Origin of the sequence: Aeromicrobium sp. Leaf289, from assembly GCF_001423335.1 — a bacterium.
Taxonomy (GTDB): domain Bacteria; phylum Actinomycetota; class Actinomycetes; order Propionibacteriales; family Nocardioidaceae; genus Aeromicrobium.
The window spans coordinates 722,114-737,608 of record NZ_LMNK01000001.1 but is presented as its reverse complement, the minus strand read 5'-3'; the positions used below and the strand labels follow the sequence as shown (position 1 = coordinate 737,608).

The window sequence follows — 15,495 nt, the reverse complement described above, 5'->3', positions numbered from 1 at the left end:
TTCAGGCGGGGTCGTCGGGCAGCTCGGCGTACCGCTTCTTCACGTCGTTGTACCAGCCGAGCGACTTGCGGGGCCGGCGCCAGCGACCCTTCATGTCGTCACGGGCGGGCTGGTGGGCGGCGTCCCCCGCCTTCTCGCGCTCCTTCAGGTGCGCGTCCTGGGCGACGATCACCTCGTCGGCGGTCTCCCCGGAGTGCACGAGGTCGCACGGTCCGCCGAGGTCCTGGCACGTCATGCTCTTCATGGGTCCATCCTTTCGCAGCACCTCCCGCCGGGGAAGTGGGTCGTCGTGTCACACGCTCGGTCCGGCGTGCGTCATGGTGGTGACGATCCGGACGACGAAAGTGTGACGACGTGCCCTCCGACGACATCCTCACCGCCGCCTTCGAGGCCGAACGCCCGCGGCTGCTGCGGCTGGCTGCGCGCATCCTCTCCGACCACGACGCCGCGCAGGACGTGGTCCAGCACGCGTGGCTGCGTCTGCATGGCACGGAGGAGTCGATCGACAACCTGCCGGGCTGGCTGACCACGGTCACGTCACGACTCTGCCTCGACCGGCTCCGAGCGCGCACGCCGATCCCCGTCGAGGACGTCGGCCCGGGTGGCACGGTGGCCGACCCGGTCGACGAGGTGGTGCTCGCCGACACCGTCGGGGTCGCGCTGCAGGTGGTGCTCGACCGGCTCACCCCGGCCGAGCGGGTCTCGTTCGTGCTGCACGACAGCTTCGCCTTCGACTTCGCGACGATCGCCGCCATGCTCGGCACGACCCCGGCCGCGGCGCGCAAGCTCGCCTCGCGAGCACGGGCGAAGGTGAGCGCGCCCGTGCCGGAGGATCGGCTCGCCGCCTGGGAGGTGGTCGACGCCTTCATGGCGGCGGCGAAGGAGGGAGACCTCGAGCGGCTGCTCGAGCTGCTCGCCCCAGGCGTGGTCGTGGAGGGCGACGCCGCGGCCGTGGCCCTGGGCACGCCGAGTCGGCTCGACGGCGCCGGCGACGTCGCGGGCTTCTTCCGGGGTGGGGCGCACGCCGCCTTCCCGGTCTTCGTCGGAGACCGTCCCGGCGCTGCATGGATCCACCGCGGTGAGGCGAAGGTCGCCTTCGACTTCACGATCGAGGACGGTCGGGTCCACGGCATCGTGTTCCGCGCGGAGGCCGAGGTCCTGACCGCCGTGCGACGTCGCGCGGCAGGGGACCTGATCTGAGCCAAGGTCTTGGCAGGACGACGGGGAAGTGGTACACACGTACCAGTCCCTTACTGGTACGGACGCACCAGTTATCCGGAGGTTTCCATGGTCACTCGTTCCCGGTCGCTGCTCGTCGCCGCCTCCACCGCGCTCGTGCTGGGAGCGCTCGGCGCACCAGCGCACGCCGCGGACGGGGAGCGCGAGACCACGAAGGTGCGCGTGAGCACGAGCACCGGGGCCTCGCTCGCAGCGGCGGTCAGCGGCGCAGCGCCCCTGCAGGCGCGACCGACGGTCGTCGAGTTCACGCCCTACGGCGAGCGCGGGGCCAGCTTCAGCGTGGGGGAGGAGTACAACTTCCTCACCGTCCAGATCCGCGGCACGGGTGACAGCGGCGGTGGGTTCGACGTCCTCGGGCCGAAGACGCAGCGCGACGTGCGCGACACCCTCGCGTGGGCATGCTCCCAGCCCTGGAGCGACGGCCGTCTCGCCGTGGTCGGGTTCTCGGCCAGCGCGATCACCTACTTCAACTCCCAGCACCAGGAGCTGCCGTGCGTGAAGGCCGCCGTCATGCGGTCGGGCACGTTCGAGCTGTACCGCGACCTGCTGGTCCCCGGCGGCGTCCCCAACTCGGTCCCCGGACTCGCCGTGCTCTCGGCCATCGGCGGCCTCGCGCTCGTCCAGGCCGACCAGCGTCTCTCCCGCGACCCGCTGTCCGGCACCGAGACCGTGCTCGGGCTGCTCGGCTCCGGACTCAGTGCGGGACTGCTCAACCCCACGCTGAACACCTACTGGAAGGAGCGCGGGTTCCGCGGCGACGCGAACGAGGTGCCCACGCTCCTCATCGACGGCGTCTTCGACGTCGAGCCGCGCGGCGACTACCAGGCGTTCCAGCAGCTGCAGGCGCAGGGCACGCCGGCGCAGCTGCTCGTGGTCGGTGCCCACGACGGTGCCCCACGCGGGACCGACCACGGTGCCGCGCAGATCGACAAGTGGCTCGACCGATGGGTGCTCGGCGTCCAGAACGGCGTGGAGGACGAGCCGGCGGTGCAGATGCTCGTGGCCGACGGCGGTCGTGAGCAGTTCCTGGACGGACAGTTCCTCCGCTACGACGGGTCGTCGTGGCCGCTGCCAGGAACGTCGTGGACGCCGCTCTCCCTGTCCGCGAAGCGAGCCGGGACGAGCGCCTCGCCCAAGGACGGCAGCCTGACGATCGAGCCCGACGCGACGACGAGTCGGCAGTCGTACGCCGCCTTCACGTCGCTCCCGACGCAGGTCGATCCGCACACCATCTCGACGCTGGGCGCACCGCTCAACCAGCTCACCACGTGGATCCCGTTCCTGACCGACATGAAGCTGACGAACCTGACCGGGCTCACCTTCACGTCGGCCCCGCTGAAGGAGTCGGTGACGGCCATCGGTCCGGGCACGCTCGACGTCCGACTCTCCACCACCGGCGTCTCCACGCCGATCTGGGCCGTGGTCTCCGACGTCTGGCCCGACGGCACGACCCACCCCATGACCGTCGGACGGCTCAGCTCGGCGTTCCCGGGCGTCGTCGAGGAGAAGTCGCTCTACTCCGACGGGAACCTGGTGCAGCCCTACGGCGACTACGGCAACCCGAGGCTCGCGCTCCCCGGCGTCGCCCGCGACTACCACGTGGAGCTGTGGCCGATCGCCAACCGCTTCAAGGCAGGTCACCGCATCCAGGTCTCCCTCGTGGGGCAGTCGGCGCTGTCGCTCCCGTCGGTCCCCGCCCTCAACACCGTCACGATCGGCAAGGGGTCGGGCTCTCGACTCATGCTCCCGACCGTGCCGGAGTCGGACCTGGCGGCCGCCCTGCGGTAGCGGGTCGCCCGCGCCACGACACAGGATTCTGCGTTCCCGCGCGAAGGCCGGTTCGATGCTGCGTCCGCGACGGGATCCCGTCACGAACGCAGCATCGTTCGGCGTCTCGCGCGCAAAGGCAGAATCGTGCGTCCGGCGGGTGGGACAGGGGCGCCACCCCCGTGCGGCGTCAGGGGGTGCGCAGCACCTTCTCCATCGGGCGGCCCTTGGCCAGCTCGTCCACGAGCTTGTCGAGGTAGCGCACCCGCAGCATGAGCGGGTCCTCGATCTCGGCGATCTTCACGCCGCAGATCGAGCCCGTGATCAGCGAGGCGTTCGGGTGCAGCGAAGCCTGGTCGAAGAACTCCTTGAACGTCGTCCCCGACGCGAGGTGCTGGGCGATCGCGTCGTCGTCGAAGCCGGTGAGCCACGTGACCACCTCGTGGAGCTCGGCCACGGTGCGGCCCTTCTTCTCCACCTTCGTCACGTAGTGCGGGTACACCGAGCCGAACGGCATCGACGCGATCTTGTGTGCCATGCCCGCAGCGTAGACCGCAGCAAGGACAGGCGGGCCGACACGACGACGCCGCCGCCCACGTGGGGCGACGGCGTCGTGTGGGGGAACGGTCAGGCGGCCGCGGGCACGTCCACGCGCTCGGGCTCGGTCGCCTTCGGCTTGCGGTCCGGCAGGGCGAAGTGGCAGATCTTCTTCGCGACGCTGAACAGCTGCTTGTGCAGCGGCCCGGTGTTGTACTCGATGCCGTAGCGCTCGCAGATCTCCTGGACCTCGACCGAGATGGCGCGGTAGCGGCGCGCCGGGATGTCGGGGAACAGGTGGTGCTCGATCTGGTGCGACAGGTTGCCCGACAGCATGTGGAGCAGGTCGCCGCCGCTGATGTTGGCCGAGCCGAGCAGCTGACGGTAGTACCAGTGCCCGCGCGACTCGTCCTCGCACTCCTCCTCGGTGAAGGTGGCGACGCCGGCCGGGAAGTGACCGCAGAAGATGATGTTGAAGGCCCACACGTTGCGGATGAGGTTGGCGGTGACGTTGCCGGCGAAGGTCAGCGGGAACAGCGGACCGGTGAGCGCGGGGAAGACCAGGTAGTCCTTCAGGGCCTGCTTCTTCACCTTCTTCATGATCGCGGAGTGCATGTGCGCGTTCTCCTCGATCTTGCGCTTGCCCTTGACGATGTTCTCGACCTCGAGGTCGTGCATCGCCACGCCCCACTCGAAGAACAGCATGAGCAGCACGGCGTAGACCGGGTTGCCGAGGTAGTACGGGTGCCACGGCTGGTCCTCGTCCATGCGCAGGATGCCGTAGCCGATGTCACGGTCCTTGCCGAGGATGTTGGTGAACGTGTGGTGGATGTAGTTGTGGCTGTACTTCCACTGCTCGCCGGGGCACACGTTGTCCCAGTCGTAGATGCGCGAGCTGAGGTTCGGGTCGCCCATCCAGTCGTACTGGCCGTGCATGACGTTGTGGCCGATCTCCATGTTCTCGAGGATCTTGGAGAGGCTCAGCGCGGCGACGGCGAGCGGCCAGGCCGGGGGCACGTAGAAGAGGGCGCGACCGGCGACCTCGAGCTGCTGCTGGCGCTTGACGACGTTGCGGATGTAGGTCGCGTCCTCCTCGCCGAGGTCGGCGAGGATGCGCTGGCGCAGGGCGTCCATCTCGTTGCCGAAGTCCTCGAGCTGCTCGGGGGTGAGGTTCGGGACCTTGGGGGCGGAGGCGCGGGTGCTGGACTTCTTCAGGCGGGGGACGAACGGGATCGTGGTCATGGCGGTTCCTTTCGACGAGGTCGTGGAGGCGGGTCGTGAGGTCAGAGGTCGACGGCGCAGCTGCCGACGGGCGCGGACACGCAGATGCGGACGTCCTCGTCGGGCAGCGACGACGTCTCGCCGGTGAGGATGTTGCGGACGGTGCCCTCGGTCTTGCGCGAGACGCACGAGAAGCAGATGCCCATGCGGCAGCCGAACTCCGGCGTCAGGCCGGCGGCCTCCGCCTGCTCGAGCAGGCTCGAGCCGTCGTTCGCGGCGGTGGAGCCGGCGACGTTGAACGCCACGGTGCCCTCGGCGTCCTCCTCGCGGGCGAACGCCGGCGGCTTGAAGAACTCCAGCCGCAGGCGCGGCGAGTCGCCGTAGGCCTCCTGGACGAGCTCGACGAGCCCGGCCGGGCCACACACCCACGTGTCGAGGTCGGTGAAGTCGCCGACCATGAGCCGCAGCTCCTCGGGGTCGAACAGGTGGGGCCCGTAGCGCAGGTGCACCGTGACGCCGTTGTCATTGGCGGCGATCTCGGCGAGCTCCTCGGCGAAGATCTGGTCCTCGGGGGAGCGGGCGTAGTGCACGAACGTGACCTTGCGCTGCGCGTGGTGGTCGTACCCGTCGCGCAGGAGCGTCCGCACGTGCGACATGACCGGGGTGATGCCGGAGCCGCCCGAGATCATCACGAGGTGGTTGTTGGTCGGCGTCGCGGCGCTCTCGTGCATCGTGAAGTCGCCCTCGGCCTGGCTGAGGTGGAGGATCAGGCCGGGCTGGGCCTCGCGCACGAGGTGCTTGGAGACGACGCCCTCCTCGTGGGCGCGCACGGTGATCGTGAACTGCTCGCCGGGGAGCGACGCGGCCGAGGAGATGGAGAAGCAGCGGGTGGTGCGGCGGCCGTCGATCTCGAGTCCGACCTGGACGTACTGGCCGGAGCGGTGACCGCGCCACGTGCTCGTCGGCTCGAGCGTGAGCGTGGCGACCGGGTGCTCGCCGTCCGTCTCGCGCTTCACGTCCACGACCTGGGCGCGCACGTCGGTCGCGGCCCACATGGGGTTGACCTGGCGCAGGTAGTGGTCGACGCCGTGCGGAGACGTCAGGGACGCGAGCAGGCGCGAGCCGAGCACGCGCTGGGCGAGCGGAGGGAGGCCGGTCGTGGCGGTCGCCGTCATGGTCGGTCCTTCGCAGTTCGGGGTCGGGTCGAGGTGCGTTAGTGGACACCTGTCCACCAACTGTCGGTATGTGACACTCCGAATGTCAACGTGTTGCCCCTGTGACGGCAGGCACGTCTCGTGTTTGCGCAGGTCAGGCGGGGGCAACGGTGGTCACGTGTCCACCGACACAGGTACGCTCGGCCGCATGGAGGACCAGCCCGACGCCCTGCCCACGCGCACCGAGCGCAAGGAGCGCACCCGTCGCGCCATCCTCGACGCGGCCCTCGTGCTCACCGAGCAGAGCTCTCTCTCGGCCCTGTCGTTGCGGCACGTGGCCCGCGAGGTGGGCATCGCCCCCACGGCGTTCTACCGGCACTTCGTCTCGGCCGAGGACCTCGGCCTGGCCCTCGTCGACGAGTCGTTCTCGTCGTTGCGGCGCATGATCCGCGACGTGCGCAGCGCGGCGCCGTCGGTCGGGGGCGTGATCGGCCAGTCCGTCGACGTCCTCGTCGAGCGTGTCCGGTCCGACCCGGCGCACTTCGGCTTCATCAGCCGTGAACGAGTGGGGGGCGTGCCCGGGGTGCGCGCCGCCATCCGGCACGAGCTCGACCTGTTCGAGGCCGAGATCGCCACCGACTTCGCCAGGTTGCCCGGCGCCGTGCACTGGTCGAACGACGACCTGCGCACCTCGGCGGACCTCATCGTCACGGCGATGGTCGCGGCGGCCGAACGGCTCCTGCAGGGTCCACGGACCGCCGCCTTCGACCGCGAGGTCGCCCTGATGACGACCACGCAGCTGCGGATGCTGTCGATCGGCGCCATCCACTGGCGTTCCCGCCCCGAGGACCGGGGCGGAAGCGCTCAGATCCGGGCGACGGGCGGGTCGGAGAACTCGCCGGTGTAGTAGTCGTCGGGCTGGGTGAACGGCAGCGCCTTGCACTTGGGGGCCGGGCTGACCGTCTGCCGCGTGCCCGTGACGTCGGTGATCTCGAACGACGACCCCGTGAGGTCCTTCTGGGACTCGACGTGGCTCCACGAGGCCTTGAACAGGTCGATGCCCACGAAGTCCACCCCGACGGAGCCGGTCTCCTCGGTCTCGGCCACGTCGTACTCCAGGTCTCGCACGTTCGCCTTCTCGTCGAGCACGTCCTGCACGGGGTCGCCGCCGTCGGTCTGCTCGACCTCGTCGTCGAACTCGACGTCGACGTCGCCCTTCTCGAGGTTCCCGTCCTTGTCGCGGGGGAACATCTCGTCGATCCGGGGGCCCAGCTCGTCACGCAGCTCCGGGTGCTGGTCGAAGTCGAGGATCATCTCGGTGACGGTGGCCTTGCCCTCCTTGCTCTTCGTCTCGTAGGCGCCGCTGAGCCCGAACCCGTAGGGCAGGGCGACGGACAGGTCGATGCCGGCGCGGTTGATGCTGTCGAGGGCCTGGTCGTCGAGGGTGACGATGAGCTTGCCGAGCTTGCCGTCCGGCCCCCAGGTGACCGACGTCGAGGAGCTGCCCGCCCACTCGGCCCCGAGGGCGTCGCCGCCCTTCGCCCCGCCGCGGTCCTCCTGCTCGCCGTCCTTGCCGCCCTTCTTGTCCTTCGTCGCCTTGCCGCCCGCCTTCACGCCGATGAGGAAGCCGCCGAGGTCGGTGGACTTGTACGACGCCGTGAAGCTGCCGTCGGCCCAGTCGCGCTGCTCGACCTGGACCTCGCCGGTGTAGTCACCGGAGATGCCGGGCGTGATGCCTCCCGAGCCCTTGCCCTTGGACGTGGAGATGGGGAAGCTGACGCCGCCGGAGACCTTCACCTTGGATGACCGCACCGACGACGTCGCGAGGTCGTGGTGCTCCGGCTCGGTCTCCTGCAGCTCCTTCTTGCGCTCCATGAGCTTCTGCGCCTGCTGCACGTGGTACGGGTTCGGTGGGCACTGCCCGGGTCGGGGACAGATGGTGCTGGTCTGCATCAGGCCCTGGACGTTCGCGTCGATGGTCCGGTACTGCTGGTACCAGTCGAGCCACTCCTGGGCCTTCTCCATGTCGTGGAACTCGTAGGTCTGTCCCTTCTCGTACCCGGTGACACCGCCGACGCTGAAGTCGATGCCCTTGCCGCTGCCGGAGACCTCGCCGCCGACCTCGGTGCCCTCCAGCAGGTGCACCCGGACCCTTCCGTCGCCGAGGTCCTCGACGAGCATGCCGTCCGAGCTGCCGAACTTCACGAACAGGATGCGGACCTCGGAGCGGTCGACCTCGCTGTTGGAGGACGTCACGCACGGCGGCTCGATCCGGTCGTACGTGTCTCCCACGCAGGTGCCGAGTGCTCCGGCGGTCTTGGCGCGTGCCGCGCCCTCCGTCGCCGTGCGGTAGGCGTCCCACTCGGTCTGGCAGTCCTCGGGCACGTAGAGGTTGCGGCAGCCGACCTGCACGAGCGTGGGGTGCTCGCCGTCGATGGGTCCGCTCGGCGGCTGCGCGTCCTTGCAGCGCGGGTCGGAGGGGTCCTCCGGGTTGAGGATCGGGGTGTCGGGATCGACCGGGTCGTCACCACCCGGCTGGTCGCCGCCCTCGCCCGGCTGCTCACCGTCCCCGCCCGGCTGCTCGCCGTCGGCGCAGGCCGCGCCGCCCCCGGCCGCCGCGAGGACCTTCGCGATGGCGCACCGGACCGTGGTGGTCACCTGGGGTGCCTTGGCGTGCACCGCGGTGACGCCCGCACCCACCAGCACCGCGGCGAGCACGACGACGCCGACGACCTCGAGGGTCCCCTGCCCGCGCGGTGCGCGCGGGGGAGGTGCGGTGGCCCGCTGGAGGAAGGCTGGCAGGACATGGCGGCGAGGGCCCGAGATCGACACACCTGGAACCTAGGTCCCGTCCCGGCCCGTCACGGAGGGCCCGCGGTCCCGCATCGGTCCTGGATCCACCCGGGCTCCGCGTCGTGTCGAGGGCCCAGGGGCCCGGCCGGCGGCGTCGCGCAGCCCCCTCGGCGAGCACGGGATCCGTGACGATCCGGTGACATCGCCACGAGATCCTGGTCAGGTGCCCCCCGAGAGGGAGATGATCAGCAGGTGACCCATCCGCTTGATCCCCTCACGTCCGACGAGTTCCGCGCGACCACGGCCCTGCTCTCCGCCGAGCACGGCGTGGGGGAGGGATGGCGCTACTGCTCGATCGAAGGACTCCAGCCGGCCAAGGCCGACCTCGACATCTACGCCGCCGACGGCACCGTCCCCGCCCGGGTCGTGGAGGTGCTCTGCCTCGAGCAGGCCACCAACCGGACCTTCCGCGGCCGGGTCGACCTCTCCGCCGACGCCGTGCTGAGCTTCGAGCACGTGCCGGGTGTGCAGGCCAACTTCACCGTGGACGAGTGGGAGGAGGCCGACGCCGCCCTGCGCGCCCACCCCGACGTGATCGCGGCGCTGGCGAAGCGGGGCATCACCGACCTCTCGCTGGTCTTCATGGACACCTGGACCTACGGCGACGCCGTGATGCCCGAGCAGTGGAAGGACCGGCGCATCGGCTGGTCCGACACCTGGGTGAGGGCCGCCGAGGGCGCCAACCCCTACGCCGGTCCCGTGAACGGCCTGCACTGCGTGATCGACATCAACACGATGGAGCTCCTGGCGATCGAGGACACGCACACCGTGTCGCGGCCCGACGTGATGGGCGAGTACGTGCCTCGCCACGTGCCCGACCGGCTGAAGGGCCACCGGCCGCCGCGCAAGCCGCTCGAGATCACCCAGCCCGAGGGCATCGGCTTCGAGGTCGACGGGCACGAGCTGCGGTGGCAGAACTGGACCATGCGGGTCGGGTTCAACCACCGCGAGGGCATGACCATCAACGCCGTCACCTACGACGACGCCGGCCGCACGCGCCAGGTGGCCCACCAGCTGAGCTTCGCCGAGATGGTCGTCCCCTACCGCGACCCGAGCGTCGACCACTACCGGCGCACCGCCTTCGACATCGGCGAGTGGGGACTGGGCTTCATGACCCAGTCGCTCGAGCTCGGCTGCGACTGCCTGGGCGAGATCCGCTACCTCGACGCCGTCATGCACGACAGCGCGGGCGAGCCGTACACGATCACGAACGCGATCTGCCTGCACGAGGAGGACAGTGCGATCGGCTGGAAGCACGTCGACCACGACTCCGGCGCCGAGGTCCGCCGCCAGCGCCGGTTCGTGGTCTCGTTCCACGTGACCGTCGCCAACTACGAGTACATCGTCTACTGGCGGTTCTACGAGGACGGCAACATCGAGTGCGAGGTGCGCGCCACCGGCATCATGGTCGTCACGCACGTGGAGGAGGGCCAGGCCCACCCGCACGGCACCCTGGTCGACGAGCGGACGTACGCGCCGTACCACCAGCACTTCCTCGTCGCGCGGCTCGACCTCGAGCCCGACGGCCGCACCAACACGGTGCAGCGCAGCGAGACGGTGATCGACCCCATCGGACCCGAGAACCCGCTGGGTCTCGGCATCCAGCAGGTCAGCACGCCGATCGCCGTCGAGGGTCACGACGACTTCAGGTGGGAGAGCCAGCGGGCCTGGAAGGTCGTCAACGAGCGGTCGCTCAACGGCCTGGGCACCCCGGTCGCCTACAAGCTGGTGCCCGGCGGCGCGATCCCGTCGTTCTTCCACCCGGAGTCGCCGGTGTTCCAACGGGCCCAGGTGATCGGCCACACGGTGTGGGTGACCCCGCACGACGCCGACGAGCGCTGGCCCGCGGGCGAGTTCGTCAACCAGAGCAAGGACGACCACGGCCTGCCCGAGTGGGTGCAGCAGGGCCGCTCGACCACCGACACCGACGTGGTGCTCTGGTACGTCTTCGGCATCCACCACATCACGCGCCCCGAGGACTGGCCCGTGATGCCGGCCGACATCGTCTCCTTCTGGCTCAAGCCCGTCGGGTTCTTCGACCGCAACCCCTCGCTCGACGTCGAGCCGGCGACGTCGTCGTCGTGCCACGCCGAGGGCGACGCGTCCTCACAGGGCTCGCACTGCCACTAGACGGCGGCTCGTCGAGGCGGGATCAGGTGGCGGTCTCCCTGACCTCGTCGTCCATCTCGGTGGCGAAGACGCGGAACTCGTCGCGGCGGGTGTGCATCGACCAGAGGGTCTCGGCGAGGACCTCCGGGTCCTTCTGCGGGTGACCCTCCTCGATCGCTCCGGGGATCACCAGTTGGGCGACGTGGATGTCCTCGGGTGCGAGCGTGTCGTGCAGCATCTGCGCGTACGCCGACTGCGCGGCGAACGAGAGCGAGGTGCCGGCGAACTTCGGCGCGGGACGCACGGCGGTGCCGCCGTTGACGAACAGCACCGTGCCCTTCCCGACGAACCGCATGTTCTGCAGCACCGAGTGCACCGCGGCCAGCGGGCCGTAGACGGAGAACTCGATCGCGCCGCGCGCGTCGTCCACGGTGGTCTCCAGCAGCGGCCGCAGGAACGACTTCTGGGGGAGTGGGCTGTACTGCAGCACCTCGATGGGGCCCTGCGTCTCGTTGGCCTGCTCCAGGGCGCGGGCGAGGGAGTCGGGGTCGCGTACGTCGGTGACCCAGCCGCGGGCGTCGATGCCCTCGGCCCGGAGGTCGGCGGCGAGCGCGTCGACGCGTTCGGCGTTGCGGGCCAGCAGCGCGACGGCGTGGCCCTCCCGGCCGAAGCGACGGGCGACCGCCGCTCCCAGTCCGCGTCCTGCTCCGACGATGGCGATGGTGGTCACGTGAGGCTCCTCGAGCGTGGGGATGGGTACCCCTCCACGCTAGGACGGGTCACGTGGCACGGCAGGTCGAGCGCCGCCGGACCGTCGGGCAGGATGGTGGCGGCGAAGCGGTGGACCATCGGGAGGGCGCATGGCGATCATCGGACTCGACCACGTGCAGGTCGCGATCCCCACCGGGGGCGAGGACGCGGCCCGGGGGTTCTACGGCGTGCTCCTCGGCATGACGGAGGAGACGAAGCCGCCCGTGCTCGCCGCCCGGGGCGGGTGCTGGTTCACGTCGGGCTCGGCGGTCCTGCACCTGGGGGTGGAGGAACCGTTCGCGCCGGCCCGCAAGGCGCACCCGGCCTTCCTCGTCGACGACCTCGACGCGGTCGAGGCCGTCCTGGAGGCCGCAGGTCACGCGTGCGTGCGCTCGGACGGCGAGATCCCGGGTGTCGAGCGGTTCCACTCCTTCGACCCGTTCGGCAACCGCGTCGAGCTCCAGCAAGCCTGACGACTCAGGCGGTGTAGCCCTCTCGGAAGGTCGGGTACCGCGGGATCCAGCCCGCGGCACGCAACCGCGCGTTGGAGATGCGCTTGCCGTGACCCCGAGCCGGGTCGACCGCGGCGGGCGGGTCCACGCCGAGCAGACCGGCGAGGTGGGCGGCGACGTCGCCGCGCAGGGCGGGCTCGTCGTCGGTGCCGAGGTACACCGGCGCCGGGTCGTCGACGCGGGTGAGCAGGTGCACCACGGCAGTGGCGGCGTCGTGGCGGTGGATGCGGTTGGTCCACCGGTGGAGGTCGCCGACCTCCCCGGCGAGCACCTGGTCGGCCATGCGGGCGCGCCCGGGCCCGTAGAGCCCGGAGAGACGCAGCACCGTGCCGGTGGGCAGACGCTCGGCGAAGCGCCGCTCGGCCTCGAGGAGCATCCTGCTGGGTCCGTCGCCCGGATCGGGTGGGGTGTCCTCGGTGACGACCTCGTCGGCGTCGGCGTGCACCCCGGTGGAGGACACCAGCACGGCGCGACGCGGCAGCGCCCCCTGGGCCTCCACGGCGTCGAGCGCCCGCAGCATCCCATCGACGTAGGTGGCGCGGTACGCCTCCTCGGTGCGGGGTCGGGCGGTCAGGACGACCACGAGCTGCGCGAGGTCGAGCGGAGGGAGGTCCGGCGTCCCCTGCGCCAGGTCGGCGGCGACGCCGACGATCGGTGCCGGGACCAGGTCGGCGTTGCGACGGATGCCGGCCACCCGGTGGCCGAGGGCGGCGAGCCGCAGGCCGACGTCGGCGCCGAGCCGGCCGCAGCCCACGAGCAGCGTGTCAGGGCGAGGTTCCACGGGAGCCACCTCCTAGAAGGGGGGCCAGGGGACGGCGGGCATGGGACCCGACGGGGCGGGCAGGGTGCCCTCGGACAGCAGGAGGTCGCAGCGTGCGGCGAGCGCCTCGACCTCGGCCACCTTCAGCAGGTCGTACAGGACCGCGCCGAGGCCGTCGGTCTCGTCGTCGACCGACGCGCGCACGCGCCGGACGCCGTCGAGCTCCTGCTCGCCGAGCGGCTCCCCGAGCCAGCCCCAGAGGACCGTCCGGAGCTTGTGGTCGGCGTGGAGGGTGAGCCCGTGGTCGATCCCGTGCCGGTGTCCGTCGGCCATCTCCAGCACGTGCCCGCCCTTGCGGTCGGCATTGTTGAGCACGACGTCGAGGACGGCCATGCGCCGCAGGGCGGGGGTGTCCTCGTGGACGAGCGAGACACGCCTGTCGCGTCCGTCGTACCCGTCGAACACGTGCAGCATGCCCGGGGGCAGCGTGCCGGCCGGGACGATCGTGACCGCCTCCTGCGCGGGGTCCACGGTCTGCCAGAGCTGCACCATGCCCGGGCCGTGCGGTCCGTCGCGCAGCCAGGTGAGCGGGACGACCTGCCATCCCGTGACCTCCGAGACCAGGTGGGCGGCGACCTCGCGCTCCGCGAGCGTGCCGTCGGGGAAGTCCCACAGCGGCTGCTCGCCGGAGACCGGCTTGTAGACGACGTCGACGTCTCCGATGGTGCCCACGAAGGTGGCGTTGGACGCCGGCATCACGCGGCCGGTGAGCACCAGCTCACCGGTGAGGAGGTCGGTCTCCTCGGCCCAGGGCTCGTCCACGGAGGTGGCGTCGCTCACCGGAACTCGTCGGGCAGCTCGCAGACGTGGTCGGCGGACGGGTCCATCGGCGTCTGGCACAAGGGGCACAGCGGCCGCCCGGCCGACACGACCTCGCGGGTGCGCTTGGCGAACGCCCGCGCACTGCCGACGGGGATGCGCACGACGAGGGCCTCGGGCGGATCGATCTCGACCACGCCGTCCTCGTCGGCCTCGGCCTCGACGTCGAGCACCGGGAAGGCCTCGACCACGATCTGGGCCGTGGACGGGTCCCAGCCCAGCCCCATCGCACCGGCACGGAACTGCTCCGCCACCGGCTCGTCGAGCGGCTCGTGGTCGGCCAGCCCGTCGGGCGCCACGGTCGGGACGGAGAACGGGTTGCCGTCCTCGGCCATCAGCTCGTCGAGCACCTCGTCGATGCGGTCGGCGAGGGCAGCGGACTGCTCCTTCTCGACCGCCACGCTGACGAGGTCGGCCCCGGAGCGGGCCTGGAGAAAGAACGTGCGGGAGCCGGGGGTGCCGACGGTCCCGACGACGAAGCGGTCGGGCCAGTCGAATCCGTGGACGATGGTGGCCATGCCACCACTCTAGGGTCCGACCCCAGACGTCGCTGGGTGCGGCACGACGTCAGGACCGGCCGGGCCCGGCCAGCTCGGCGGGACCGTCGTCGAGGTCCTCGGGAGCGGCGGCCGCGCTCTGCCCGCTGCCGGGCCCGGCACCCCCGCCGGGCACCGCGTCGGTCGACGTCTCCTGCTTCTTCGGGACGAGCCATCCCAGGTCACCGGCGTGCGTGTTCTGCGCCAGCACGTAGGGCCGCGACGTGGTGTAGCGCACGATCGAGATCGAGGCGGGGTCCACCTGGATGCGCTGGAACAGGTCCAGGTGCATGCCGAGCGCGTCGGCCAGCAGTGCCTTGATGAGGTCTCCGTGGCTCACGGCGGCCCACACCGCGGACGCGCCGTGCTCGGCCTCCACCTCGGCGTCGATCCGCCGCACGGCCTCGACCGCACGCGCCTGCATGGCCGGGAGGGACTCACCGCCGGGAAAGACGGCGGCGGACGGGTGGGACTGGACCGTGGACCACAACGGCTCCTTGGCCAGCTCCTTCAGCGGTCGCCCCTGCCAGTCGCCGTAGTCGCACTCGCTGATGGCGTCCTCGACGGGCGCGGCGGGGAAGCCGGACTGCCGCTCGAGGATCGCCGCACTCGTCTGACGGCACCGCTCCATGGGGCTGGAGACGACGGACGCGAGCGGGACGACGGCGAGCCTCTCGCCGGTGCGCGCCACCTGCTCGCGGCCCGTGTCGTCGAGGAGCACGCCGGGCGTGCGGCCGGCGAGCACCCCCGAGGCGTTGGCGGTGGTGCGACCGTGCCGGACGAGGACGAGGGTGGCCATGCCTCGAGCCTAGGCGCGGGGGCGCGACCCGGCCCGACGGACCGGTCGTCGGACGGTGTCGTCGGTAGGGGGCGTTAATCGCTTGGCGGCTGTGCACGCCGACCTCTACCGTGGTCCTGCACGCTCACCCGGGCGTCGCACCGACCACCTCGCACCAGGACCCTCCATGACCACGTACCGCAGCAGCCACGGCTCGTTCGGCCCCTCGGCCGTCCGGGTGCTCGGTGCTGCCGTCGTGGTGAAGGGCATGCCGTCCATCCAGCGACCCGAGAACGACGAGCTGCTCCAGGAGCGACCCGTGACCTAGGTGCCACCCGCACCCGGCACAGGGCCGCTCCACGAGTCGCACGGACTCGCCGGGGCGGCCCTTCTGCATGTC

At 71.0% G+C, this 15,495-nt stretch carries 16 protein-coding genes; 6 read left to right on the top strand and 10 right to left on the bottom strand.

The features are described 5' to 3' along the window. Position 1: 1 nt before the first annotated feature. On the bottom strand, positions 2-244 hold the full coding sequence (locus tag ASF37_RS03490; protein WP_055966737.1) for a hypothetical protein: 243 nt from the start codon (positions 242-244) through the stop codon (positions 2-4). Between the two features lie 110 nt (positions 245-354). Between ASF37_RS03490 and ASF37_RS03485 the strand changes: the two genes are divergently transcribed. Both ASF37_RS03485 and ASF37_RS03480 read left to right on the top strand, forming a co-directional pair. Further along, entirely contained in the window at positions 355-1,200 is an 846-nt protein-coding gene (locus tag ASF37_RS03485; protein WP_082506355.1) for a sigma factor, read from the top strand. Positions 1,201-1,287: 87 nt separating this feature from the next. Then, positions 1,288-3,027, top strand: a complete 1,740-nt coding sequence (locus ASF37_RS03480) for a CocE/NonD family hydrolase (RefSeq protein ID WP_056579106.1) — start codon at positions 1,288-1,290, stop codon at positions 3,025-3,027. A gap of 169 nt (positions 3,028-3,196) precedes the next feature. Here ASF37_RS03480 and ASF37_RS03475 read toward each other — a convergent pair whose 3' ends face one another. The 3 genes from ASF37_RS03475 to ASF37_RS03465 all read right to left on the bottom strand — a co-directional run bounded on the left by ASF37_RS03475 (position 3,197) and on the right by ASF37_RS03465 (position 5,939). Next, positions 3,197-3,544, bottom strand: coding sequence for a DUF2200 domain-containing protein (locus ASF37_RS03475; protein ID WP_056553804.1), 348 nt, complete (start codon positions 3,542-3,544; stop codon positions 3,197-3,199). An 89-nt stretch (positions 3,545-3,633) separates the two neighbouring features. Then, positions 3,634-4,785, bottom strand: coding sequence for an acyl-CoA desaturase (locus ASF37_RS03470; protein ID WP_082481862.1), 1,152 nt, complete (start codon positions 4,783-4,785; stop codon positions 3,634-3,636). Between the two features lie 41 nt (positions 4,786-4,826). Continuing rightward, complete coding sequence (locus ASF37_RS03465; RefSeq protein WP_056553808.1) at positions 4,827-5,939, bottom strand: ferredoxin reductase; 1,113 nt, start codon at positions 5,937-5,939, stop codon at positions 4,827-4,829. A gap of 187 nt (positions 5,940-6,126) precedes the next feature. Between ASF37_RS03465 and ASF37_RS03460 the strand changes: the two genes are divergently transcribed. Then, positions 6,127-6,825 carry a TetR family transcriptional regulator gene (locus ASF37_RS03460; RefSeq protein WP_082506354.1) on the top strand — a complete coding sequence of 233 codons (699 nt, stop codon included), beginning with the start codon at positions 6,127-6,129 and terminating at the stop codon, positions 6,823-6,825. On the opposite strand, the gene ASF37_RS03455 is transcribed toward ASF37_RS03460, so the two are convergent. Beyond that, positions 6,783-8,750, bottom strand: a complete 1,968-nt coding sequence (locus ASF37_RS03455; RefSeq protein ID WP_056579105.1) for a hypothetical protein — start codon at positions 8,748-8,750, stop codon at positions 6,783-6,785. The two genes, ASF37_RS03460 and ASF37_RS03455, sit on opposite strands and share 43 nt — an antisense overlap. 213 nt (positions 8,751-8,963) lie before the next feature. Between ASF37_RS03455 and ASF37_RS03450 the strand changes: the two genes are divergently transcribed. Further along, positions 8,964-10,901 (top strand): primary-amine oxidase, encoded by a 1,938-nt coding sequence (locus ASF37_RS03450; protein ID WP_056579104.1) that lies wholly within the window; start codon positions 8,964-8,966, stop codon positions 10,899-10,901. 22 nt (positions 10,902-10,923) lie between these two features. Here ASF37_RS03450 and ASF37_RS03445 read toward each other — a convergent pair whose 3' ends face one another. Further along, positions 10,924-11,610 (bottom strand): SDR family oxidoreductase, encoded by a 687-nt coding sequence (locus ASF37_RS03445; protein WP_055966754.1) that lies wholly within the window; start codon positions 11,608-11,610, stop codon positions 10,924-10,926. A gap of 130 nt (positions 11,611-11,740) precedes the next feature. Between ASF37_RS03445 and ASF37_RS03440 the strand changes: the two genes are divergently transcribed. Then, positions 11,741-12,103 carry a VOC family protein gene (locus ASF37_RS03440; protein WP_056579103.1) on the top strand — a complete coding sequence of 121 codons (363 nt, stop codon included), beginning with the start codon at positions 11,741-11,743 and terminating at the stop codon, positions 12,101-12,103. 4 nt (positions 12,104-12,107) lie between these two features. Here ASF37_RS03440 and ASF37_RS03435 read toward each other — a convergent pair whose 3' ends face one another. From ASF37_RS03435 to ASF37_RS03420, 4 genes are read right to left on the bottom strand one after another with little or no spacing between them, the layout of a single operon-like run. Beyond that, on the bottom strand, positions 12,108-12,923 hold the full coding sequence (locus ASF37_RS03435) for a hypothetical protein (RefSeq protein WP_200931163.1): 816 nt from the start codon (positions 12,921-12,923) through the stop codon (positions 12,108-12,110). Positions 12,924-12,935: 12 nt separating this feature from the next. Next, positions 12,936-13,742, bottom strand: a complete 807-nt coding sequence (locus tag ASF37_RS03430; protein WP_255353921.1) for an SCO1664 family protein — start codon at positions 13,740-13,742, stop codon at positions 12,936-12,938. Beyond that, positions 13,739-14,299: a DUF3090 domain-containing protein gene (locus ASF37_RS03425; RefSeq protein ID WP_055966760.1), complete on the bottom strand. Its 561-nt coding sequence runs from the start codon at positions 14,297-14,299 to the stop codon at positions 13,739-13,741. The genes ASF37_RS03430 and ASF37_RS03425 overlap by 4 nt, the downstream gene beginning before the upstream one ends. A gap of 49 nt (positions 14,300-14,348) precedes the next feature. Continuing rightward, on the bottom strand, positions 14,349-15,116 hold the full coding sequence (locus ASF37_RS03420) for a histidine phosphatase family protein (protein WP_055966762.1): 768 nt from the start codon (positions 15,114-15,116) through the stop codon (positions 14,349-14,351). A gap of 166 nt (positions 15,117-15,282) precedes the next feature. Between ASF37_RS03420 and ASF37_RS17065 the strand changes: the two genes are divergently transcribed. Next, positions 15,283-15,423 (top strand): hypothetical protein, encoded by a 141-nt coding sequence (locus tag ASF37_RS17065; protein WP_156364742.1) that lies wholly within the window; start codon positions 15,283-15,285, stop codon positions 15,421-15,423. Positions 15,424-15,495: the final 72 nt, after the last annotated feature.